This is a genomic window from Hydrogenophaga soli (assembly GCF_054777695.1).
In genome coordinates this window covers 68,155-90,859 of record NZ_BAAHAK010000001.1, presented here as the reverse complement: position 1 = coordinate 90,859, position 22,705 = coordinate 68,155, and the positions used below count along the sequence as shown (strand labels likewise).

Sequence of the window (22,705 nt, the reverse complement as noted above, 5' to 3'; positions counted from 1 at the left end):
GGCAGGTGGTTGGTGCACGGACTTCAAGTAAAAACAGCCTCTAGCGCTTGATTTGTAAGCGTGAGCAGCTATGGAAATTGAAGTGTATGCTTTGGGATGGGAGTTACGTTGTGCTGTGACGCAGGTGATGGGTTGCGGGTATCAGATGGCGGTTTGGGCGGGTATATTGAAGGGGACCCGTGCCGGGCTTGCTGGCAGATTTATCCGGCGGCGGTGACCACAATTCAACGGCAATCGGTTGAATCAAAAAGACCATCAGGAGGAAACCGTGACCAGAATATCCCGCATTGTCCGTTTTGTCCCGCAGGTTTTGCGGGACACATTTCGTTAGTGTCTTCAATGTCGCCTGAAGAGATTCGCCTTACCGTCGAAGCAGCAGTTCGTGAAGGGCTTCGTTTTCCGTGGTGGAGTTACATACTCGCTCTTCTGCTATCTATGGTCGGTGCATATTCCGGGGCCTACATAAAAAGGAAGGCGGAGGATCGTGCAACCCAAGAGAACTTTGACAAGTTACGTGAACAACTCCGAAAGACCACTCAAGACACGGAAGAAATAAAGGTAACTCTGTCACGTAAGAATTGGCTCACACAGCAGCAGTGGGCTATCCGTGAGCAGCACTATATGAGCCTGTTGGCACACCTGACGAAACTAAAGCTCTCGTTACAAGATCGTGACTCGTACTACATGGAACCCGGCTCCGAGCATGACGAGTCGCTCTCTGACGGAGCGCACTTCCAAAAGCTGACCCGAGTCGGCCATGAGTCTTATCAGGCAATTCGAGAGCTTATTGGTCCAGCTTCCGTATTTCTCTCCGGGAAAGCTATTGAGTCGCTCGAAAAACTCGTTCATGACCATTGGAGCGTTGCCGAATACAGCGTTTGCACCGCCGAATATCTGTCAGACGCACTCAAGCTGGTGGAAGCTGCACAGGCCGCCGTTCTTGAAGAGGCTCGCAACGAGCTCACCAAATAGTAGTCAGGCACCTAACCCCTGTGCCAAACGTCTTGCATAAAGCGTCGCAAGGCCAGTGAGTTCAGCCGTCGCACTCCCCGCCCCTCAATCCTCAAACACCGCCTGCACCCGCGCCAACACCTCGCCCTTCACCTCCCGGGGCACGTTTTCCACGTAGCGCCCGGCGCGGGCGGTCATGTCGATGGTTCGGGGTTGGTTGCACATCACCACACCTTGGGTTTCGGTGCCGCTGCCCATCAGCGTGACGGCAAATCCCGCAAAGCGGGATTGCTGGCCGCCTTGCGTGATGGGGCAGACCACGGTCAAGCCCAGGCGGTTGAACGCCGCGCTGGAAACCACCAGGACAGGGCGCAGCCCCTGTTGCTCCCGGCCTGACGTGGGGTTGAGCGACACCAGCCAAATGTCGCCGCGTGCGGGGGTTTTCATTGGGAGGCCCCTCAATCTTCCAACCCAGCGGACGGAGTATCCAGCCACGTTTGTTCGTCGTCCGTCAGGGGCTGAGTGGCATCGCACTGGGCCAGCAAGTCGGCCAGGGCGTAGCGCTTTTTCGGTTGAGGTTGAATCACCAGCCGACCATCTTCCGCGGTCACGTCCACTTCGGCACCGGCCTGGAGGTTGAGAAGGGCCAGCAGTGGCTTGGGAATTGCCATGACGACCGATCCGCCAACGGTTCTGAGGGTTGCAGTGGGCATGTGCGGCCTCCAACAAAGTTACACAATTGTATAACTTCGAATTTGCATGCTGTGGTGGTTTTGTGGGGGCATGTAGATTGCGTCCCTTTTGTTCAGACCCCCACCCCATAGACTCCCCCCCATGCAACCCATCTCCAACCCCTCCATCGCGTGGCTTGTCATCGCCCTGTCGGGTGCGCTGGAAGTCGCGTTTGCCTCGTCCATTCATCTGTCCAACGGGTTCACGCGCCTTTGGCCCACGGTGGGGGTGTTTGTGTTTGGGGCGCTCAGCGTCTACCTGATGAGCCTTTGCCTCAAGGTCATCCCCATTGGCACGGCCTACGCGGTGTGGGGCGGCATTGGGGCGGTGGGCACGGTCATCGTGGGGCTGGTGGCGTTTGGCGAGTCGGCGTCGCCGGGTCGCCTGGCCTGCATTGCGCTGGTGGTGGCGGGCGTCATTGGTTTGCAGCTGCAATAGTCGCCTGGGGCTGCGTTTTGGCGTGACCCCAAAAACAAAAACCCGCCTGGGCGTCCCACAGGCGGGTTTTTGTTGGGCCGGAGAGGCTGACGATCAGTACAGCTTCTTGGGCAGTTGCATGCTGCGCACGCGCTTGTAGTGGCGCTTGACGGCGGCGGCCTTTTTGCGCTTGCGCTCGGCAGTGGGCTTTTCGTAGAACTCGCGGGCGCGCAGGTCGGTCAGCAGGCCCAGTTTTTCGATGGTGCGCTTGAAGCGGCGCAGGGCGACTTCAAAAGGTTCGTTGTCTTTAACGCGTACGGTTGTCATCAGTGAACAATTTCCATGGATGCGCCGAGTTGAAAGTGCAAGGAAGATCGGGCCTCACACCCAAGGGTCGGCAAGGGTCCCCGTCTATCAGTTGATCAGGCCGACGGGGTTTTGCCAGCAAAGTCGAACATTATAACCATGCTGCGGCCAGCCGCCTAGCCACCTCTGCCGCTGGCTGGGCCACGGCCAGTGCGGCGGCCTGTCCTGCCCACAGCGGCGTGTGGTCGTCCAGGCCCTGGCGTTCGGACTCGGTGCGCAGCGCCGTCATGGCCGCCGTGGCCAGGGGGAATGGGGGGGCGTCGGCACTCAGCAGCCCCAGCTCGGCCATGGCGCGGTTGACCAGCCCGCGGGCCGGGCGCCCGGTGAACAGATTGGTCAAGGCCGTGGGCCGGTGGCTGGCCTGGGCCAGCGCGGCGCGGTGCAGGGGCGCGGTGGTGGCTTCGGGGGTGACCAGAAAGGCCGTGCCCACCTGCACGGCGCTGGCCCCCAGCGCCTGCGCGGCGGCCACGGCCTGGGGCGTGGTGATGCCGCCTGCGGCGATGACGGGCACGCCCACGGCCTGCACCACCTGGGGCAGCAGCGCCAGCAAGCCGGATTGCAGGCTGAGGTCAGGCGACAGGAAGTGGCCGCGGTGCCCCCCGGCTTCCAGCCCTTGGGCAATGACGGCGTCGGCCCCGTGTTGCACCAGCCAGCGGGCTTCGTCCACGGTGGTGGCGCTGGAGAGCACCACCGCCCCGGTGGCCTTCACCCGCGCCAGCAACTCGGGTGCGGGCAGGCCGAAGTGAAAACTCACCACCTCGGGGCGGTGTTGTTCCAGCACTGCGGCCACGTCGGCAGAAAACGGCAGCCGCCCTGCGCCACGCGGCAGGGCCTGCGGGTTCAGCCCCAGGCGCTGGGCGTGCGGGGCCAGGGTGGCTTCCCAGCGGTCCAGCGCGGCGGCCACGTCGGGCTGGGTGGGGTCTGGCGGTTGGTGGCAGAAGAAGTTGACGTTGAGCGGCGCGTCCACCGCCTGGCGGAAGGCGGTGATTTCTGCCGCCAGCGCCTCGGGGCTGAACATGGCCCCAGCCAGTGCGCCCAGCCCACCGGCGCGGGCCACGGCCACGGCCAGCCGGTGGTCTTGCGATCCGGCCATGGGCGCTTGCAGGATGGGCAGGGCCAGCCCGAAGCGTTGTTGCAGCCAGTGCGGGGCGGGGGTGTGCGGTGTGCTCATGCGGGGCTCCGGGCTTGCAGGGCCATGGCGCAGGCATGGGCGCTGGCCCAGGCCCATTGGAAGTTGTAGCCGCCCAGCCAGCCGGTGATGTCCACCACCTCGCCAATGAAGTGCAGGCCGGGCTGGCGTTTGGCTTCCAGGCTTTGTTGCGACAGTTCCGAGGTGTCCACACCGCCGGACATGGCTTCGGCCTTGCGGTAGCCCTCGGTGCCGTTGGGGGTGATGCGCCAGCGCTGCACCTGTTCGGCCAGGTGAACCAGCGCCTTGTCGGGCACTTCGTTGATGGCGCGGTCCAGCAGCGCGGCGCTGCCCGGGGGCAGGTTGCCCAGGGTGCCGTTGCAGCAGGCGTCGGCCAGGCGGGCGGGGAGCCAGCGGGCCAGTTCGTTGGCGGTGCGTTTTTTGGAGCTGCGTTTGGCCTGCTGCAGCTCGGCCAGCAGGTTGAAGTCAGGGGCGTCGGGCTGTTCGGGCAGCAGGTTCAGCTCCACGGCCTGCCCTTCCTGCCAGAAGCTGGAGATTTGCAGCACGCCGGGGCCGGAAAGGCCGCGGTGGGTGAACAACAGGTCTTCGTGGAATTCGGCGCGTTGCTTCTTTTCGCCCACGGCCAGTTGCACCGGCAGCGACAGCCCGGCCAGCGGCACCAGGGGTTGCCAGGCGGTTTCGTCGAAGGTGAGGGGCACCAGCGCGGGGCGGGTGGGCACGGTCTTCAGCCCGAACTGGCGGGCCAGGCGCAGGCCGAAGTCGGTGGCGCCGATCTTGGGCACCGCCAGCCCGCCGGTGGCCACCACCAGGGCGGGGGCGCACACGCGGCCCTGGTCGGTATCAATTTCATAGCTGCTCACGCTTTCAGATAAAGCGCCAGAGGCCGAAAAGGCCACATGTTTCACGGCACAGGGTTGCCAGCGCGTCACCTGCCCGCCGGCAGCCCCCGCCTCACATTCGCGCAGCAGCATCTGGATGATGTCGTCGGCGGAGTGGTCGCAGAACAGCTGGCCCTTGTGCTTTTCGTGGAAAGGGATGCGGTGGCGCTGCACCAGGGCCACAAAGTCGTGCGCGGTGTAGCGCGACAGGGCCGAGCGGGCGAACGTGGGGTTCTGGCCCACGTAGTGGCGCTGGGGGGCGCGGGGGTCCATGTCGCGGTTGGTGAAGTTGCAGCGCCCGCCGCCCGAGATGCGGATTTTTTCGGCCACACGCGGGCTGTGGTCGATGACCAAGACCCGCAGGCCCCGCTGCGCGGCCACCCCGGCGCAGAACAAGCCGGCAGCACCGGCCCCGATGACGATGGCGTCGAACGATTGCATGGGGGCCGAGTGTAGGCGGCGACACGCCCTTGGGCTGCACTACGATGGGCGGGGCAAGACAAGTGAACGAGGGGACTCCATGCAATTCATCGACGCGCTGGTGGCCAGCCGCTTTGGCATTCGCACCAAGTTGATTGCGCTGTTTGTGCTGATCAAGGTGCTGCCACTGGTGATGCTGGCCCTGTTGGCCTGGCAGGGCGTGAGCCAACTGGGCGGCGGCCTGGCCGACGAGACCGAAAAGCTGGCCACCGAGGTGCGCCAGACCGTGACCGAAATGGGGGGCACCTTCTCCAAGGCGTCGGTCAAGGCGCTGGACGACCGCGCCCGCGAAGAGCTGGAGCGCCTGACCACCGACACCGCCCGCGCCGTGGCCGATTTCCTCTACGAACGCGACCACGACGTGCTGCTGGCCGCCCGCCTGGCGCCGGAGCGGGCCCTGTACCAGGCGTTCATGGACACGCGCACGCGCCGGGTGGTGGACCCTGGCCAATGGGCGCTGGCGAAGGATGGCCAATCGTGGGAGCTGAAGGGACAGCCGCAGACCGAGCCCCAGCTGGCCGTGCCCAGCAACGCCGAGAACAAGCAGGACTTCCACTCCCGCCCGCCCGAGTCGGTGGTGCGCCGCATCCCCGCCCCGCTGTACCACGAGATGACCTTTGTGGGTCTGGATGGCCGGGAGCAGGTCAAGGTGTCGATGACCGATGTGCTGCCCAAGGAGTTGCGCGACGTGTCCCGCCGCGAGAACACCTGGGCCAAGGCGGAGACTTATTTTGAGCACCTGAAGGCGCTCAAGCCGGGCGAGATCCATGTGTCCGACGTGATCGGGCCGTATGTGCCCTCGCGCATCATCGGCCCGGTGGTGCCCGAAAAGGCCCTGAAGGCGGGCATGGCGTTCGAGCCCGAGAAAGAGGCCTACGCCGGGCGCGAAAACCCGGTGGGCCGCAAGTTCCAGGGGCTGGTGCGCTGGGCCACACCGGTGGTCAGGGGCGGCAAGGTGGTGGGTTACGTGACCCTGGCGCTGGACCACACCCACATCCGCAGCTTCACCGACCACCTGATGCCCACCGCCCAGCGCTACACCGCCATTTCGGACGCCTCCGACGGCAACTACGCCTTCATGTGGGACTACCTGGACCGCAGCATTGCGCACCCGCGGCACCACTCCATCGTGGGGTTTGACCCGGCCACGGGTGAGTACGCCACGCCCTGGCTGGAAGCCAGCATCCACGAGGGCTGGAAGGCCAGCGGCCTGCCGCTGAAAGACCATCTGGCCAAGGTGCCGGTGTTCGACGGCCAGAGCCGCGACAAGAAGCCCGCCACCGAACTCACCCAGGCCGGGCTGGTGGGCCTGGACTGCCGCTACCTCAACTTTGCGCCGCAATGCCAGGGCTGGCACGACCTGACCGAGCACGGCGGCTCGGGCTCCTTCCTCATCTTGTGGAGCGGGGTGTGGAAGCTGACCACCGCCGCCGCCATCCCCTACTTCACCGGCCCCTACGCCCGCACACCGCGCGGGTTTGGCTACGTGACCATTGGCGCCAACGTGGACGACTTCCACGCCCCGGCGGTGGCCACCTCCCAGCAGATGGACGCCCGGCTGGCCGAGTTTGCCGAGCGCCTCAAGGCCAAGAAAGCCAGCCTGCTGGACCTGATTGCCGACGCCATGAACCGCACGGCCTTCAACCTCACCTTCTCCACGCTGGTGATGCTGGGGCTGGTGGTGGTGGTGGCGGTGTGGCTGGCCTCGCTGCTGACGCGCCGCGTCACCGACCTGGTGGGGGGCCTGTCCCGCATGGAGCAGGGCGACCTGTCGTTCCGCTTTCCCGCCACCTCGCACGACGAGCTGGGGCAGCTCAACAACTCGCTCAACCACATGGCCGACAGCGTGCAGGCGTCGTTCCGCCAGAGTGAAGAGGCACGGGTGCAGGCCGAAGAGGCCAGCCGCATGAAAAGCGACTTTGTGGCCAACGTGTCGCACGAGCTGCGCACGCCGCTCAACGGCATCCTGGGGTTCTCGGAAATCATCCGCGACGACGCACCCACCGACGACATCCGCGACCACGCCCAGACCATCCACCAAAGCGGCCAGCACCTGCTGTCGGTGGTCAACGACATGCTGGACGTGGCCAAGATCGAGGCCGGGCACATGACGCTGGAGCCCCGCCCCTGCGACGTGCTGGGGCTGATGGACGAGCTGGCCCTGCTGCACGCCGGGGTGGCGCAACAAAAGGGGCTGGTGCTCAACACCGCGTTCGCCGACGACCTGCCCACCGCCTTCGTCACCGACCCCAAGCGCTTGCGCCAGGTCATCCACAACCTGCTGAGCAACGCCGTGAAGTTCACCCCCGAAGGCGGGGTGACGCTGTCGGCCTGGACCGAAAACGGCCGATTGACCGTGGGCGTGCGCGACAGCGGCCCGGGCATTGCCCCCAAGGTGCAGGCCCAGGTGTTCGAGCGCTTCCACCAGGCCACCGCCTTTGTCACCCGCGAACACGGCGGCACCGGGCTGGGGCTGGCCCTGGTGCGCGAGTTCGTGGGGCTGATGGGGGGCCAGGTGCGGCTGGAGTCCACACCCGGTCAAGGCTCGTACTTCGAATTCTGGGTGCCCGAGCTGACGGGCCGTGCGATGCTCAGTCCGGCAGCGCCCGCAGCAAATCCTGGGTGGTGATGGGTTTGAGCACCAGGTCGTCAAACCCCGCGCCCATGATGCGCTGGCGCTCACACTCCATGGCATGGGCGGTGTAGGCCACCACCCGCACCCCGGCCCACGCGGGGTTGGCGCGGATGCGGCGGCAGGTTTCCTCCCCATCCAGCACCGGCATGCTGATGTCCAGCAACACCGCGTCAAACGGCTGCACGGCCATCAGGTCCAGGGCCGCCTGCCCGTGCTCGGCCTCGGCCGTGGTCCAGCCCCGGCGCTTGAGCAAGGCCACCGCCAACTTGCGGTTGACGGCGTTGTCATCCACAACAAGGACGTGTTGACTCATTTGCCCACCAGATCGTTGAGTTTGTCGGCCTCGAAGTGCTCTTCGCGCTGGGCGTCGCAGGGCAGGCAGTCGGGCGGGGCGCAGGGGCGTTTGTCGGCCAGCTTCTCGATGGCCTGCCACAGCAGGGCAATCTGGTGCTCGTGGCCCGCGGCCCCGCTGATCAGGCCTTTGAGGGCCTGGCTCACCGGGTCGTCGTCCTGCGTGACGCCGTAGGCCACGAACTTGGGGGCCGCCGGGTGCTGGGTGTCGGTCACGTCGGGGCTGGCCCCTTCCTTGGACGGGATGATGCGCGCCGGGATGCCCACCGCCGTGGCCCCAGGGGGCACGGGTTTGATGACCACGGCGTTGCTGCCGATCTTGGCGCCGTCGCCCACCTCAAAGCCGCCCAACACCTTGGCCCCGGCGCTGACCACCACGTTGCGGCCCAGCGTGGGGTGGCGCTTGGCACCCTTGTACAGGCTGGTGCCGCCCAGGGTCACGCCCTGGTAGATGGTGCAGCCGTCGCCGATTTCGGCCGTCTCGCCCACCACGGTGCCCATGGCGTGGTCGAAGAACACGCGCTCGCCAATCTTGGCCCCTGGGTGGATTTCAATGCCGGTCAGAAAGCGCGACACATGCGAAATGAACCGCCCCAGCCAGCGCAGGCCGTGCGTCCAGCACCAGTGCGCCCGCCGGTGCAGGATGAGGGCATGCAGCCCGGGGTAACAGGTGAGCACCTCGAACCATGTGCGGGCCGCGGGGTCGCGGTCCAGGATGCATTGGATGTCGGTGCGCAGGCGTTTGAACAGCATGGGGATAAGGGTATCAGGCGGCACTGTCCCTGGAGACGTTGGGGGCGTGGGTTTGCAGCATGGCCTTGGCCACGCCGCGCAGGATGTGGATTTCCTCCTCGGTCAGGTCCGCCCGGTTGAACAGCTGGTTGAGCCGGGGCATGAGCTTTTTGGGCGCCGCCGGGTCCAGAAAACCGATGTGCGTGAGCGCCTGCTCCCAATGACCCAACATGCCCTGCACGGCCTGGGCGCTGGCCAGCCGCGGCTCCGGCGTGCCGGTGGGCGGCAACACAAAGCCGCCCAGGGCCTGACGCCACTCGTAGGCAATCAGCTGCACCGCCGCGGCCAGGTTGAGCGAGCCGAAGGTGGCCAGCGTGGGGATGCTCAGGCACACATGGCAGCGGTACACGTCTTCGTTGCGCATGCCAAAACGCTCGCTGCCAAACAGGAAACCCACGCCTTGCGGTGCCGCCACGGCAGAGGGCGCATCGAGAGTCGCTTCGGTGGCCTGGGCCGCCGCATCGGCCACCCTGAAAATGGAAGACTTTTTGGCATCCAGCGCTTCATTCAAAAGCGCATACTGCTTGCTTTTTGATAGCAACTCGAAATGCTCGCGCGGGCTGCGCGTGGGCGGGCCGAAGTCGCGGGGTGTCATGGCCGTGGCGCACAGGTGGCTCACGCCGTCGAGCGCCTCGTCCAGGGTTTCGACGATGCGGGCCTTGTCCAGCACGTCGTTGGCCCCGCTGGCGCGCTGGATGGTTTCTTCGCGCCGCAACACGTTGGGCCAACGCGGTGCCACCAGCACCAAATCGTCAAAACCCATGGTCTTCATGGCCCGGGCGGCGGCGCCCACGTTGCCAGCGTGGCTGGTCTGGATCAGGATGAATCGCGTGTGCATGCTTGGGCTGAGGTGGATGTGCACGTAAAATCGGGGGTTCCATTGTCGCCTCCCCCACCCGGGGCTGACCGACGCCCCCTCGGTTGCCATCGGGCACCGCCACCCCGCTCTTCACACAAGTCATGTCGTCCAACCTGCATCCCATGCTCAACGTGGCCATCAAGGCCGCCCGTGCTGCCGGTTCCATCATCAATCGCGCCGCGATGGATGTGGAGACCGTGCGCGTCAACGTCAAACAGACCAACGATTTCGTCACCGAGGTCGATCAGGCCGCCGAGCAGGCCATCATCGAGACCTTGCTGACCGCCTACCCCGACCACGGCATCCTGGCCGAAGAGTCCGGCGAAAAGCCCGGCAAACATGGCGGTGCAGACCATCAGTGGATCATCGACCCGCTGGACGGCACGACCAACTTCATCCACGGCTTCCCCGTCTATTGCGTCAGCATCGCGCTGGCCGTCAAAGGCAAGCTGGAGCAAGCCGTGGTGTACGACCCCACCCGCAACGACCTGTTCTGCGCCACCAAGGGCCGTGGGGCCTACCTGAACGAACGCCGCATCCGCGTGGCCAAGCGCACCCACCTGCGCGACACGCTGCTGAGCACCGGCTTCCCTTTCCGTCCCGGCGACGAAATGAAACCCTTCCTGGCCATGCTGGGCGACGTGATGCCCCGCTGCGCCGGTGTGCGCCGCCCCGGTTCCGCCGCACTCGACCTGGCCTATGTGGCCGCGGGTTTCGCCGACGGCTTCTTTGAAAAAGGCCTGTCGCCCTGGGACATGGCCGCTGGCGCGCTGCTGGTGACCGAGGCCGGGGGCCTGGTGGGCAACTTCACCGGTGAGGCTGATTTTTTGCACCAGCGCGAATGCCTGGCCGCCAACCCCCGCATCTACGGGCAGTTGGTCAGCGTGATCGGCAAGTACAGCAAGTTTGCCAGCGCGGGCGACAAGGCCGCCGTGCGCCAGGGACTGCAAACCAGCGCCGACGACGACCAGGCCCAGGCGCAAGCCACCCCGTCGGCGGCCAACGCGCCCCACGCAACGGACGCAGCGGCATCGGACGACGCGCCGTTCTGACCCAGGCCGCGGGCCAGCCCCACGCACCGTGCCGCCTGCCCCCTGCGGGGCAGGCTCATTCCCCGAACAGCGAGGGTTGGCGCGCCACAGAAGGGGGCTGGTCAGGGGAGGCCGGGGGCACAGGTTCGGGCATCAACGCGGGGTGTGCGGCCAGCGTGAACCAGAAGCAGGCCCCCTGCCCTGGGTGGGCATCGGCCCAGATGCGGCCCCCGTGCCGTTCGGCCACCCGGGCGGCCACCGCCAGCCCCAGCCCCGAACCTTCAAAGTCGGCAGGCACATGCAGGCGCTGGAACAGGCCAAACAGCTTTTGCGCATGCGCCATGTCAAAGCCCACGCCGTTGTCGCGCACAAACCAGGCATGAAGCTCGTCGTTCCAACCCACGGTGACCCGGGGTGAGTCGGCCTTGGCGGAGTATTTCAGGGCGTTGTCGATGAGGTTGCTCACCAGAATGCGCAGCAAGGCCGCGTCTCCCTGGGCGGGGGGAAGCGGCTCCACGTCGATGGCGGTGCGCGGGTAGGCCGCCGCCAGCGACCGCACCGCCTCCTGGGCCAGCGCGGCCACGTTCACCTCGGTGGGCACCAGGTCGGCACGGACCACTTTGAACAGTTGCAGCAGGTCGGTGATCATCACCCCCATGCGCCGCGAGGCTTCGGTGATGCGGGCAAACATCTCGCGCCCTTCGGGGCTGAGGCGATCGGCCTCTTCCGCGGCAATCAGCGCCGCAAACCCGTTGACCGCCCGCAGCGGCCCCCGCAGGTCGTGAGCGATGGAGTAGGACAGCGCCTCGATGTCGCTCATGCTGCGCTCCAGCTCCAGGGTGCGCTGGGCCACACGCTGCTCCAAGGTTTCGTTGAGGCGGCGGATTTCCTCGCCCCGTTCGCGGGCCGATTCCACCGCTTCAATGAACGGGGTCACGTCGGCAAAGGTGCGGATCACGCCACCGTCGGGCATGGGGTCGTTCTTGATTTCCAGGTAGCGGCCCTGTGGCGTGCGGCGCACGTACCGTTGGGGCCACTGCGTGAAGTTGGGGTCACCCACCGAGCGAACGAACAGGCGCGCCCCGGACTCCACGTAGCTGAAATCCGGCCCGAAGTCGCCGCGTTGCATTTGCCGCTGCACGATGTCCACCACCAGCGGCATGGTGGCCATGTAGCTGTCGGGCATGTCCAGGATGACGCAGGCCTGCTGGTTGTAGAGTTTGACGCGGCCTTCGGGGCTGATGACCAGCAGCCCCTTGCTCATGGCCTGAAGGGTGGCTTCCAGCGCCTTGGTGCGCTCGCGCAGCAGTTCGCTGGTGACGCGCAAGGCGTCTTCGGCGTGTTTGCTGTCGGTGATGTCGATGGTGGTGCCCGACATGACGGTGGGCCGTCCGCTGGCATCGCGCTGGTTGATGCGACCGCGCTCCAGCACCCAGATCCAATGGCCCTTGGCGTGACGGAAGCGGAACTGGCATTCGTACAAATCGGTTTCGCCGCGCAGGTGGCGCAGGTTGGCCTCGTGCAGCCGGTCTTCGTCGGCCGGGTGGAGCAACATTGCGTACAGGTCCTTGACCTTGCGGGGAAGGTCCTCGCGGCGATGGCCCACCAAGGAGGCGAAGCGCTCGTTCACCTCCACCTCGTCGGCGTCGATGTGCCATTCCCAGGTGCCCGCCCGGGTGCCGTCGACGATGGCCGCCAGCCGTTCGTGCGCCTGCACCAGCGCCTGTTGTTGCTGGTGCATGTCGGTCACGTCGGTGTAGGTGCTGACCTGCTCGCCACTGGGCAAGCCCCAGGTGCGCACCTCCAGCACGCGGCCATGCCGCGTGGTCCGCCGGAACGTGGGGGGCAGGTCGATCTGCGTGGCCGGGGTGGGGTTCTGGATGAACGCCCTGAGCTGCGGGTCCTGCACCCATTCGGCGTCGGGGCCAAAGTCCCCGCGGGCCTTCTGAAACAACAGCAGGTCCAGGCGGTGGGGCTGCGAGGCAAAGAAGTCGGCCTCCACTTCCAGCAGCGGCAACACCCGCTGGTTGAACAGCACGCAATGGCCCTTGGCATCGGTCATCAGCAGACCCTGGTCCATGGCGTCCAGGGTGGCTTGGAGCTTGCGCATCACGTCGGCCCGGTCACGCTCACCGCGCCGCGCCACCACCAGTTGGCCCAGGGTGTCCAGCAGGGGTTGCAGCCATTGCACATGGGCCGGGCTGTAACCGCCCGGGCGGTTGGCCAGGCCCACCATGGCCAGCAACTGCCCCGGCTGCCCCACCGGCAGGCCCAGGAAGGAGCGCAGCGCCGGATGCCCTTTGGGGTGGCCGCCCGATCGCGGGTCCGCCCCGGGCCGGTTGGTCAGCACCACCTCACCCGTGCGCAGCGCGGCACCAAACAAGGTGTCCAGGTTGCGAAGCGGCATGCCAGAGCCCTGGGCCTCGGCATGGGCCCGGCGCGAGGCGTCGTCCCAGGCCGTGTCGCTGAGCGCATGGACCTGCAGCCAGGGGCGGTCGGGGGCGTCGTAGAACACCTCCCCCACAAAACCGAAAGCGCTGTGGGTCAGGGCCAGCAGGTCGGTCAGCAGCGCCTGGAAGGCCTGCCGGTTGTCGGTGGACTGGATGAAATGGGCCTGCGCACGGCTGATGGCCCCCAGCACCTCATGCTGCTCGGCCAGGTGGCGGGCCGTTTCGCGGTGGCGCAGGCCACTGCGGATCTGCGCCAGCATGACGGTGCCAAAGCCCTCCCCCACCTGCTCGATGACGTAGTCGTCAAACCCGGCTTCCAGCGCACGGGCGGCCACTGCCTCCTGCCCCAGCTCGATGGACAGCACCCGAATGATGCCGTTGGCCAGCGGCAGCTCGCTGCCCAGGGCCTGGCCATCGGGCAACTGGTGGTGGATGAGCAGCAGATCGACCGTGTCGCGTGCCAAAGCCAGCCGGGCCTGGTTGAGCGTGCTCACGTGCACCAGACGCCAGGGCAAACCCTCCTGGGCAATGGTCTGGCGGATGCGATCGGCTGCGGCGGACAGCCCGCCGACTTTCAGGATGACGATCATGGCAATGGCAGGTCTGAATCGGGGCACCACGCCCCGGTGTTCACACGCAAGCGTACGCGAATGCGGCCTCGCGTGCAGGTCACGCCCAGCGGGCTTCAAGCAGGCGTTGGCGACACGGTTCACCGTCCAGCGCCGAGGTGGTGAACTCGGCCTGCAAAGCCCAGCCGCCCCCCACCCCCCGATGGAAGCCGCAGCGCACCCAGCCGTCGCCCTCCAGCGCCTGCGCGTCGATGCGCACCTGCCCCAAGCCCGCCGACAGCGTCACCTGCTCGGTGGCCAGCACCCCGGAGGCGGGCACGTTGGCAAAACGCATGGGGGCGTGCAAAGGGGGGGTGACGATGGCCACGGCGCTCAGCCCCGGCACGTCAAATTCCAGCGAGGCGAAAGCGGCGCAGTGATAGTCGCCCGACAACAGCACCACGCCATGCACCCGGTGGCGCACCAGCAGGTCAAACAGGCGCTGGCGCTCGGCCGGGAAGCTCTGCCAGGTGTCGCCGGTGCGGTCGGGGTTGGCCCCCGCCAGCTCACGCACACCGGGGGCCACCACCGAGCCGCAGGCCAGCACCTTGGGGTGGTTGCCCAGGGCCTGCTCGGTCACCAGCCAGCGCTCCAGCGCAGCCCACTGCGCCTCGGTCAGCAGGCGTCGGCGCACGCGGTCGCGGTGGATGCGGGTGTTGAGCCGGTAGCCGGCCACCCCGCCCCAACGGGTGCCCACGTCGTCGAACGTGGCCCCGCCGCTGGCGCTGTGGCTGCTCTGGAACACGCGGTAGGCCAGCCAGGCGTTGTCAAAGGCCAGGCGCTGGTGCGCCCCGGCGTCCAGGCGCTCCACGCTCCAGTTGTCGTCCAGCTCGTGGTCGTCCATCACCATCGTCAACGGCAGGTGCCGGGCCAGGGCGGCAAAGCCGTCGGCGTTGAAGGCGTTGCGGTACTTGGGCAGGAAGCGCTCCACGGGCGAGGCCGCATCGGCCAGGCCGCCGCTGGCGTCGGCGTAGATCTGGTCGCCCAGCATCCACATGAAGGCCGCGGGGCGCTGCTGCTGTTGCCGGGCCAAAGCGGCCAACTGCCGATCGCTGCGCCAAGTTTCCAAAGGCGTCAGCCCGGGGTGGTGGCAAGTGGCGGCCAGCATGTCCACCCGGTCCACCGCAGGCCGCCAGGTGGCGGGACGCAGGCGCACCCAGGCATCGCGCAGGTAGGCCACACGGCGCACTTGGCGCGACAGCGTGGCCGGGTCGGCCCCCAGCGCCCGCTGGCGCGAGGCCGCCAGGCTGGCCGCCAGCGGGCGCAGCAGGCTGTGGGCCTGGGCCAACGTGGGGCACACGGCAAAGGGCTGCACGCACTGGGGCGAGGTGGGGCTGTCGGCCTCCAGCGCCGTCCAGCGGCTGGCACGCTGCGCTGTGGCTGCGGTGGTCTCGACAGTGGCCAGGGCTGGCTGCGGCGCGGGGGTCCACAGCGGCGTGCGCCCACCGGCACCCAACGCCTCGTCCACCGTCATGGGCACGCCCCAACGGGCCAACCCGCGGTCGAGGGCCACATCGGCTTCCGCAAAACCGGGTGACGGGTGGGCCTCGCCGCCATCGCCATCGTGGTAGCGGTGCAGGCTGACGGCCAGCACGTTGACCGTGCCCTGGGCCGACAGGGGCCAGCTCAGGTCGGCCACGGCGTAGCGCAGCTGGAGGGACGACGGCGCGTGCTGCCCCCCCACCTCGGTGCCCAGGCGGGCGCGGCGCACGCGCCAGCACTGGGCCTGCGCCTGGCCGTTGACGTAGAGCACGGTCATCAGCGCCAGCGTGCGGTCGTTGTGCTGGTCGTCCACCTCGGCCCACAGGCGGGCCACCACACGGTCGCCCTCCACCCGCGTCCAGCCCACCAGGGGGCCGGTGCGTGGCAGCCGTGCCCGCAGCCGCCGGGCTTTGGGGGGCGGGAAGGCGGGCAGCCCATAGGCCTTGTTGAAAAACGCCAGCACCCGGGGGAACACCACCCGCGGGGCGTTTTTCCCGATGGTGACGTCAAAGTGCGCGTGGTCGGGCACCTTGAAGAACACGTCGGCCCCGGCGTCGCGGCGCTGGGCCGAGGCCACGCGCTGCAACTGGCGCTGGGTTTCGTCCAGCGATTCGTGGCTGAACAGGCGGTTGTCGGCCCCGTGCAGCACCATGACGGGCATGTCCAGGTGGCGCACCAGGCGTTCGGCGGTGGCGTACACGTCTTGCCCGTCGGCGTTGACCAGGCGTTCGGCCTCCACACATTTGGCCCCTTGGACAAACACGCCCAGGTTGGTGCGGCCAAAGTACTGGTCGAGCTTTTCGTGGGTGACGTCGTGCAGCTGGTGGTGGGCAAACAGCGGGCTCAACAGGCCAGCCATGCGTTTGCAGGTGGTGCCGTCGGGGTGGGGGTGGCCACGGTCGTCGTCGTGCGGGCAGGCGCGGTCCTGCTCGGGCGGGTAGTCCAGGCTGGAAAACAGCATGTCCACGGCGGCATGCAGGCCGTCGGGGGCCACATGGCCAGCGGCAAATTGCAGGTAATCCACCCCCATGCGGGTCAGCAGCGAGGCCACCTGCAGGCGCATTTGCGAGGTTTCGGACCCGATGACAAACGGCTGGAACTGCGAGAACAACACCCCGGCCAGCTTGGCGCTGCCGTCGTCATGCCGCAAGCGCCCGCCCAGCACCGACATGGCCAGCGCCGCCGATGCTACACAATGTGATAGCACGAACAGCTCACCCTGAAAGCGCTGGATGCCATTTTCTTCACACAACGTGGCCAGCACATGGTCCACCGCTGCGGGGATTTCGCCCGCGGCAATGTCGTCCATGGTCGAGTACTGGGCCGAGGCCCGCAGGAAGGGGCTGACGCGGTATTCAAACAGCCACACGTCCCAGCCCTGCTCGTACAGCAGGCAAGCCAGCGCGTCGGGGCCCAGCTCGTCGGCAATGAAGGGCAGCGTGTTCTGGGCAAAACCGTTCATCAGGATGATGCTGCGCCAACGTCGGCGGCCTTGTGCCGTTTCGCGGTGCTCCACCTGCGGCTGGCGGTAGCGGACCAGCCCGGTGCGGATGAGGGGCGAGGCGTCGGCCGCCGCGCCCACCAGCCCGGCCCGCAGGCGGGTGGGCACACACACGGGTTCCTGGGCGGCGACGCGGGTGCCGTCATGCAGCACCAGGTCGCGGTAGGCGTCACGGCGCAGTTCGAAGCGGCCATCGTCGGGTTGGACGGCCCAGTCGGTGGTGGGCAGGCCAGGCTTCTGGTCGGGGTAGCGGAAGTCCAGCACGCGGCTGTAGAGCAGGTGCCGCCCGATCAGCATGGGGTAGGACAGGAATGCCACCAGGGCCGACAGGGTGTCGGGCCCGAACTGGAGCTGCGGCACCACACGGCGCAGCATTTCCGGCACATCCATGCGGAATCGGCCTTGGCCCAACAACTGGGCACTGGCCTCGGCGGTGCAGTCCAGGTCCACCTCGGTCAGTTGCGCCCACACGCTGCGCCGTTGCAGCTTGGGCAGTTGCCCGGTGCGCCACCACTTCTTCAGCCAGTCGAGCATGGCCGAGGCACTGGCCACCGGCGTGATGTCCTTGCAGCCTTGCAGGCGCACGGGCACGCCCGCCATGTCCACCCGCAGATCGTAGGTGAAGCCCCGCACGCGGGCGGCGTGCCAGGCGCTTTGGACGGCGACGGTGACGGCGTCCAGGGTCTGCCGGAAGGTGCGCGGCGGTTGCCCGGGCGGTGGGGGCAGGCGGGCATCGGCCAGCAGGCGGTCCAGCGCGTAGGTGAACAGCACGGCCCCGGTGCGCCCCAGGCGGCGCCAGAAGCCATCGCCGCGGGGGTGGAACACCTGCACCTGCCCCTCCACCACGGGACACACCTGCATCCCCAGGCCGGGCACGTCCAGCACCAGGCGCGAGGCGGTGATGCGCTGTTCGGTGGCCGCGGGTGCATTCATGCCGGGCACCACCCTGGCTCGGTGCTGGGGGTCGGCCCACAGGCTGGCCCAGTCGGGCACGTCCATCTCCACAAACAGGCTGGCGGCCAGTGCGTCCGGCGCAGGCTGGGTCTGCGGGACGGCGGCACGCCAGTGGGGCAGGTGCTGCCACAGCGCGGGGGTCACGTTCAAGCGGCCCCGCAGCACCTCGTTGAGCCAAGCCCCGCGGAGCGGGGTGCCCGGGGCATCGGCCGCGGAGTTGCCCGCCACGTCGCCCGCCTCCCCCACCACCCGGGGATACGGAGCCAGGGGGGCGGCACGCAACACGCGGTCAGCGGCGCAAGCGTGGCCCCCGTCTCCCGCGCCGAGTGGCACCGCCAGTGCCAGCTCGCAGGCACGCTCTGCCAGCGCCGTGATGGTCAGGAACGGGTTGACGCCCAGCGAGGCGGGCACCACCGATCCGTCCATCACGTGCAGGCCGGCCAGCACCTGGCCGTTGTCGCCCCACACCTCGCAACGGTCATTGACCACGCCTTGGTCGGCGCTGTCGGCCATGCGGCAGCCGCCCAGCGGGTGGACGGTGATCCACGGCGCCCGGAAGTCCCCCTGGTCCATGACCCGGGCCAGGGCCTCGGGCATGACCCCCGAGGCGGGGTTGGGGATGTGCACGCCCCCCAGGTCGTTGATGGCGGACAGGCGCTGGCGGTGCAGGCGCAGCGAGGGGTCCAGCCCCTCTGCCGCGTCACGCCCGTCCACCCAGGACCAGGCCGTGCGCTCGGCCACGCCCGCCAGGGTGAGGCGTCCGGCGCAGCGGTCGTGCCCCATGCCCAGCAGGGCCAGGGAATGGTCGTCCACGCGAGGCCCCACGGCCAGCGGGTCGGACAGGCCGCCCCCCTTGAACCCCCACTGCGCCACCTGGTGCAGCGTGGCCAGCGTGGCCACCGTTTCACCCACCACGCCTTTCAGCAGCCCGGGCATGCCACCGTCTTCGGCGATGGTGCTGGCCAGTGGATCGGTGGCATGGCGAAACCGCACCACGCCGGTGATGGTGGGCCCCCGGTTGGGGGCGGTGGCGGGCATGGGGGTGGCGCTTTCGCCAAAGCCCTGCACAGGCTGGGGAAGCTGGGCGGCCATGCTCAGGTCATCCCCATTGCCGGACATGCACTGGCCCAGCCAGGTGCGGGCCACCCGCAGGCCCTGCTGGGCCGAGCGCAGCAGCAGCTCGGTGCTGCCCAGTGCCCCGGCGGCCAGCACCAGGCGGTCGCAATCCACGGTGAAGACAAGGCGGTCTGCGGGTGCGTTGGGCGCGGTGGAGTCCTGCGCATCGGCCCGCACGGTGTCGGCCCACAGGGCCCGTTCGGCGGTGCGCACGGCGTGCACGCGCCAGCCCCCCCCGTGCTCTGGGGCAATGGCCGACACCCACAGCGCCGACACGCCCGTGAACAGGCGTGCGCCCTGCTCCCGGGCGCGGGCCAGGTAGGTCTTGTCCAGGCTCAGCTTGGCGTGGTGGTTGCAGCCGCTGGCGCAGTTGCCACAGCCGTTGCAGGCCCGCGTGGGCACGGTGCCCGCAGGGAGCTGGCGCCGGAACTCGATGGCCAGGGGCACATCTTCCGCCGTCACCGCCACATCGGGTTCGGCCCGGGCGCGGGCGGCCCGGGCCAGGTCTTCCAGCCGTTGGCGCCGCAGGGTGGCCTGGGGTGGGTGGGTCGCGGCCCGCTGGGTGGCGCCGTCCTGCACGCCCAGGCCCTGGCGGGCGCGGTCGAAACAGTGCGACCACGACACGCCATCACGCAGGGCGGCGGGCCACTCAGGTCGGTCGAACACCCGCAGCTCGGGTTGCAGGGCCACGGCGGCGTTGATGAGGCTGCCGCCCCCCAGGCCATTGCCCAGCAGGGCCGCCCCGCCCTCGCCCACGCGAAAGTCGAACAGCCCCGATTCGTGGCCGATGGTCTGGGTCCCCAGCGGTCCGTCCATTTCGCAGCGAACATGGCCCGGGGCTTCGCCCACATCCTGCGGGAAGTCACCCGCCAGGTACTCGTTGCCGCGCTCCAGCAACCAGACCGACTGGCCCGCCTCGGCAAAGCGCTGGGCCGCCACCGCGCCCCCGTAACCCGAACCCACCACCAGCACCTGGGGCCTGCGCCCCTGGGCTGCGGCCTGTGCGGCACATTCAATCAAGGTCTCGGCGTTGTCTGACAACCAATGGCTCATGCGTTTTGTCTCCCTGGGGTTGAAACACGGATGGCTGACCCACACCCCAGTCAGGACGGGGGCGGTGCGGGTCGGAACGGCAGGTGTCGGGTGGCCCACTGGCGCAAGTCGTGGGCGGGCATGGGTTTGGCGGCAAACCAGCCCTGGGCCACGTCGCAGCCCAGGGTTTGCAGCAGGCGCCACTCGTGGATGGACTCGGCCCCTTCGGCCACCACCGTGAGGCCCAGCCGGTGGCCCATGGCGACGATGGATTCGAGCAAGACCACGGCGTCACCGCTGAGGTGGATGTCGCGCACAAAGGCGCGGTCCACCTTCAGCTCGGCCACCGGCATCTTCTGCAGGTGGGCCAGCGACGAGTAGCCGGTGCCAAAGTCGTCAATGGACAGCGAGAAGCCCGCGCTGTCCAGCGCCCCCATGACCGTGAGCGAGGTCTGGGGGTCTTGCATGGCGGCGCTTTCGGTCACCTCCAGCCGGATGTCCTGCGCCAGGGCGCCGGTGTCGGCCAGCAGGCGGCGCAGGCGTTCGGGCAGGTCGGCGTCGGACAGGTCGTGGGTGGACAGGTTGACGGCGATCTTGAGCGGCTGGCCCTGGGCACGCCAGTGCACGGTTTCCAGCATGGCCTGGCGCAACATCCACTGCGTGATGCTGGCAATGCGCCCCGTGCTTTCGGCAAAGGGCACGAAGTCGGACGGCGGCACCATGCCCCGCGTGGGGTGCTCCCAGCGCACCAGCGCCTCGGCCCCGCACAGCCGCCCGTCGGCCAAGCCGATCTTGGGTTGCAGGTACATGCGCAACTCGTTGTGTTGCACCGCCCGACGCAGGGCCGACAGCAGGTTGAGGTCCACCCGGCGGTGGTTTTCCAGGCCCGGGGTGTACAACAGCCAGGGGCGCTTCTGGGCACGGGCGTTGTCCAGCGCCACCTCGGCGTTGCGGATGAGGGTGGTCATGTCCTGCCCCTGCACCCACTGGGCGGTGCCGCAGACCATGGACAGGTCCACGATCTGCATGGCCACGTCGGCGGCGTCGGAGAAGGCGTCCTGCAACGCCAGGCGCACCCGCTCCGGGGCCGGGGCGTTTTCGAACATCAGGCAGAACTGGTCGGCGTGCATGCGGGCCAGGTGCCACGGCCCCACCGTGGCGGCACAGGCGGCCAGCCGACGCCCGGTTTCCTTCAGCACACGGTCACCCAATTCCATGCCCAGGGTCTCGTTGATGGCATGGAAGCGCTCGATGTTGGCCACCGTCACCGTGGGCGCATGCCCGTGGGCCATGAGGCGGTCGCCCAGGTCGCGCAGGCCCTCGCGGTTGAACAGGCCAGTGAGCGGATCGTGCGACAGCAGGTGGGTGGTTTCCCGCTGGGCGCTCAGGGTGCGCTCGGCCAGGCCCCAGCAAAACACCGCGGGCAACACCAGGGTGCGCACCAGGTCAAAGTGGGAGCCGAACTCCAGCACCTCCGGCGTGGGTTGGCGCAACACCACCACATACACCCCGTACACCAACCAATACACCGAAATGGGGGCCAGGCCCACCAGCAAGATGCCGCAGCTCCGTTCGCCGCGCCACCACCCCCGCAGGTTGCCCCACAAGGCCACGGCAAAGTGCAAAGGCAGCAGCACAAACACCGGCCACGCCACATGGCCCCAGCCCAGCCAGGGCAGCACGGTCAAGGCCAAAAAGCCCCCCATCACCCCGTAACCGGCCTTGGCCAACCAGGGGCTGTGCACCTCAAACCGCCCAAAACGCACATACAGCCATGCCGACAAGGCCGACACCACGTACTGCTGCAACGCGGCATTGACCCACCACCACTGACCCACGTCCAGGGCAAAGCCCAAACCGGTCTTGGAGAAGTGGGTGATGGCCTGCACCGTGGCATACAGCGCATAGATGCCGTAGTTGCTCTCCTTCAGCGCAAACAGAAAAAACAGCGCCACCAGGGCCGAGGTGAACAGGAACACCACCGCCCCCATGTTGACCAGATCGGTCCATTGGGCGTCCAGCGTGGCGGGTCCGGGGTCCACCCAGTCCACCACCAGGTGCGGGTCCACCCCCGGAAAGGGCAAGGAACCGGGCACCGGGCTGATCCGCGCATACAGCACCTGACCCGGTTGGGGTTGCGCCAGGAACAGCGCCTGCTGCCCGGACACCCAGGCTTCCACGGCCCCGCCCACACGCCGGGCCAGCCCCAGGGAATCGCCTTGGGCCGAGAGCAGCTCGATGTCCACCCGCTGCATGTGCAAACGGTCGAACTGCAAACGGAAGCGGGACGCCGGGGCCGACGCCTCCACCCGGACCCAGCACACCACATCCCGCTGTAAGACCGGCACCCGTCCGTCAGGGGCTGGCGTCCAGGCTGCGGTGGGCTGGGTGGGCAGGTCCGCCACGGGTGCCGTTGGTGCCGCCGGTGCGCAGTGGTACGCCACCGGCAAGGCGCGCACGCCTGCGGGCAGCGCCCCCAGCAGGAGCACGAACAGCAGCCAACACCAACCCCGTGCGTTCACGCAGCGCCTCCCCTGACAGTGGGCCCGCTTGCTGCAAGCCCGTTTTGACACACCCCACCCGCCACAAAATGTCAGAATTTCCTGACAACAGAATCATCATCCCCCGATACCCAGCTGTTGCGCAAGTCCCGAAGCTTGGAAGCACCGTTGCGAGCGCCCTCAAGCGGCTCGCCAACCGGGGACGACGTTGGGATTGAGCGCGTCAAGCCATGCAGACATGGGCACGAAGGCCGGTGGGCAACCCCCACCGGCCCGGATTGCCTACACTGTCCGCCCGCCCAGGACTCCCTACCCCGCTCCCGACATGAACCGCGCGCCCCAACACGCCTCCGTCCCCGCTTCCGGCACCGTTCCCTCCCCCGCCCCCACCGCCGCCGACTTCCTGGCCCAGGGCCACA

General features: G+C 67.9%; 15 protein-coding genes. 4 read left to right on the top strand and 11 right to left on the bottom strand.

What is annotated here, in order from left to right:
* The first annotated feature begins 213 nt into the window (after window positions 1-213).
* The gene (locus ACYVB7_RS00380; RefSeq protein WP_460504546.1) at window positions 214-972 is read left to right on the top strand and encodes a hypothetical protein; all 759 of its coding nucleotides are present in this window, start codon (window positions 214-216) and stop codon (window positions 970-972) included.
* A gap of 84 nt (window positions 973-1,056) precedes the next feature.
* On the opposite strand, the gene ACYVB7_RS00375 is transcribed toward ACYVB7_RS00380, so the two are convergent.
* Window positions 1,057-1,398, bottom strand: coding sequence for a type II toxin-antitoxin system ChpB family toxin (locus ACYVB7_RS00375; RefSeq protein WP_460504545.1), 342 nt, complete (start codon window positions 1,396-1,398; stop codon window positions 1,057-1,059).
* Between the two features lie 11 nt (window positions 1,399-1,409).
* Entirely contained in the window at window positions 1,410-1,664 is a 255-nt protein-coding gene (locus tag ACYVB7_RS00370) for an AbrB/MazE/SpoVT family DNA-binding domain-containing protein (RefSeq protein WP_460504544.1), read from the bottom strand.
* 121 nt (window positions 1,665-1,785) lie between these two features.
* On the opposite strand from ACYVB7_RS00370, the gene ACYVB7_RS00365 reads away from it, so the two are divergent.
* Window positions 1,786-2,121, top strand: coding sequence for a DMT family transporter (locus tag ACYVB7_RS00365; protein ID WP_460504543.1), 336 nt, complete (start codon window positions 1,786-1,788; stop codon window positions 2,119-2,121).
* 93 nt (window positions 2,122-2,214) lie between these two features.
* Here ACYVB7_RS00365 and rpsU read toward each other — a convergent pair whose 3' ends face one another.
* The 3 genes from rpsU to ACYVB7_RS00350 form a co-directional block, all read right to left on the bottom strand.
* Window positions 2,215-2,427 carry a small ribosomal subunit protein bS21 gene (gene rpsU / locus ACYVB7_RS00360; RefSeq protein ID WP_460504542.1) on the bottom strand — a complete coding sequence of 71 codons (213 nt, stop codon included), beginning with the start codon at window positions 2,425-2,427 and terminating at the stop codon, window positions 2,215-2,217.
* A 130-nt stretch (window positions 2,428-2,557) separates the two neighbouring features.
* Complete coding sequence (locus ACYVB7_RS00355) at window positions 2,558-3,637, bottom strand: NAD(P)H-dependent flavin oxidoreductase (RefSeq protein ID WP_460504541.1); 1,080 nt, start codon at window positions 3,635-3,637, stop codon at window positions 2,558-2,560.
* On the bottom strand, window positions 3,634-4,935 hold the full coding sequence (locus tag ACYVB7_RS00350) for a BaiN/RdsA family NAD(P)/FAD-dependent oxidoreductase (protein WP_460504540.1): 1,302 nt from the start codon (window positions 4,933-4,935) through the stop codon (window positions 3,634-3,636). Before ACYVB7_RS00350 ends, ACYVB7_RS00355 begins: the two co-directional genes overlap by 4 nt.
* Window positions 4,936-5,014: 79 nt before the next feature.
* Between ACYVB7_RS00350 and ACYVB7_RS00345 the strand changes: the two genes are divergently transcribed.
* Window positions 5,015-7,603, top strand: coding sequence for a sensor histidine kinase (locus tag ACYVB7_RS00345; RefSeq protein ID WP_460504539.1), 2,589 nt, complete (start codon window positions 5,015-5,017; stop codon window positions 7,601-7,603).
* On the opposite strand, the gene ACYVB7_RS00340 is transcribed toward ACYVB7_RS00345, so the two are convergent.
* From ACYVB7_RS00340 to ACYVB7_RS00330, 3 genes are read right to left on the bottom strand one after another with little or no spacing between them, the layout of a single operon-like run.
* Window positions 7,566-7,922: a response regulator gene (locus ACYVB7_RS00340; protein ID WP_460504538.1), complete on the bottom strand. Its 357-nt coding sequence runs from the start codon at window positions 7,920-7,922 to the stop codon at window positions 7,566-7,568. The genes ACYVB7_RS00345 and ACYVB7_RS00340 overlap by 38 nt on opposite strands.
* On the bottom strand, window positions 7,919-8,710 hold the full coding sequence (gene cysE / locus ACYVB7_RS00335) for a serine O-acetyltransferase (RefSeq protein ID WP_460505101.1): 792 nt from the start codon (window positions 8,708-8,710) through the stop codon (window positions 7,919-7,921). The genes ACYVB7_RS00340 and cysE overlap by 4 nt, the downstream gene beginning before the upstream one ends.
* A 16-nt stretch (window positions 8,711-8,726) precedes the next feature.
* On the bottom strand, window positions 8,727-9,590 hold the full coding sequence (locus tag ACYVB7_RS00330) for an RNA methyltransferase (RefSeq protein WP_460504537.1): 864 nt from the start codon (window positions 9,588-9,590) through the stop codon (window positions 8,727-8,729).
* A gap of 122 nt (window positions 9,591-9,712) precedes the next feature.
* Between ACYVB7_RS00330 and ACYVB7_RS00325 the strand changes: the two genes are divergently transcribed.
* On the top strand, window positions 9,713-10,663 hold the full coding sequence (locus tag ACYVB7_RS00325; protein ID WP_460504536.1) for an inositol monophosphatase family protein: 951 nt from the start codon (window positions 9,713-9,715) through the stop codon (window positions 10,661-10,663).
* A 55-nt stretch (window positions 10,664-10,718) separates the two neighbouring features.
* Here ACYVB7_RS00325 and ACYVB7_RS00320 read toward each other — a convergent pair whose 3' ends face one another.
* From ACYVB7_RS00320 to ACYVB7_RS00310, 3 genes are all read right to left on the bottom strand, one after another.
* On the bottom strand, window positions 10,719-13,682 hold the full coding sequence (locus ACYVB7_RS00320) for a PAS-domain containing protein (protein ID WP_460504535.1): 2,964 nt from the start codon (window positions 13,680-13,682) through the stop codon (window positions 10,719-10,721).
* Window positions 13,683-13,761: 79 nt separating this feature from the next.
* Window positions 13,762-19,806, bottom strand: a complete 6,045-nt coding sequence (locus ACYVB7_RS00315; protein ID WP_460504533.1) for an alkaline phosphatase D family protein — start codon at window positions 19,804-19,806, stop codon at window positions 13,762-13,764.
* A gap of 50 nt (window positions 19,807-19,856) precedes the next feature.
* Window positions 19,857-22,307, bottom strand: coding sequence for a putative bifunctional diguanylate cyclase/phosphodiesterase (locus tag ACYVB7_RS00310; protein WP_460504532.1), 2,451 nt, complete (start codon window positions 22,305-22,307; stop codon window positions 19,857-19,859).
* Window positions 22,308-22,705 lie beyond the last annotated feature (398 nt).

Bases quoted from the DNA above. Each gene is read 5' to 3' on its own strand.
- ACYVB7_RS00355 (WP_460504541.1), bottom strand. From the start codon at position 3,637: ATGAGCACACCGCACACCCCCGCCCCGCACTGGCTGCAACAACGCTTC.
- ACYVB7_RS00330 (WP_460504537.1), bottom strand. From the start codon at position 9,590: ATGCACACGCGATTCATCCTGATCCAGACCAGCCACGCTGGCAACGTG.
- ACYVB7_RS00320 (WP_460504535.1), bottom strand. From the start codon at position 13,682: ATGATCGTCATCCTGAAAGTCGGCGGGCTGTCCGCCGCAGCCGATCGC.
- ACYVB7_RS00370 (WP_460504544.1), bottom strand. From the start codon at position 1,664: ATGCCCACTGCAACCCTCAGAACCGTTGGCGGATCGGTCGTCATGGCA.
- ACYVB7_RS00375 (WP_460504545.1), bottom strand. From the start codon at position 1,398: ATGAAAACCCCCGCACGCGGCGACATTTGGCTGGTGTCGCTCAACCCC.
- ACYVB7_RS00325 (WP_460504536.1), top strand. From the start codon at position 9,713: ATGTCGTCCAACCTGCATCCCATGCTCAACGTGGCCATCAAGGCCGCC.
- rpsU (WP_460504542.1), bottom strand. From the start codon at position 2,427: ATGACAACCGTACGCGTTAAAGACAACGAACCTTTTGAAGTCGCCCTG.
- ACYVB7_RS00345 (WP_460504539.1), top strand. From the start codon at position 5,015: ATGCAATTCATCGACGCGCTGGTGGCCAGCCGCTTTGGCATTCGCACC.
- ACYVB7_RS00315 (WP_460504533.1), bottom strand. From the start codon at position 19,806: ATGAGCCATTGGTTGTCAGACAACGCCGAGACCTTGATTGAATGTGCC.
- ACYVB7_RS00350 (WP_460504540.1), bottom strand. From the start codon at position 4,935: ATGCAATCGTTCGACGCCATCGTCATCGGGGCCGGTGCTGCCGGCTTG.
- ACYVB7_RS00365 (WP_460504543.1), top strand. From the start codon at position 1,786: ATGCAACCCATCTCCAACCCCTCCATCGCGTGGCTTGTCATCGCCCTG.
- ACYVB7_RS00340 (WP_460504538.1), bottom strand. From the start codon at position 7,922: ATGAGTCAACACGTCCTTGTTGTGGATGACAACGCCGTCAACCGCAAG.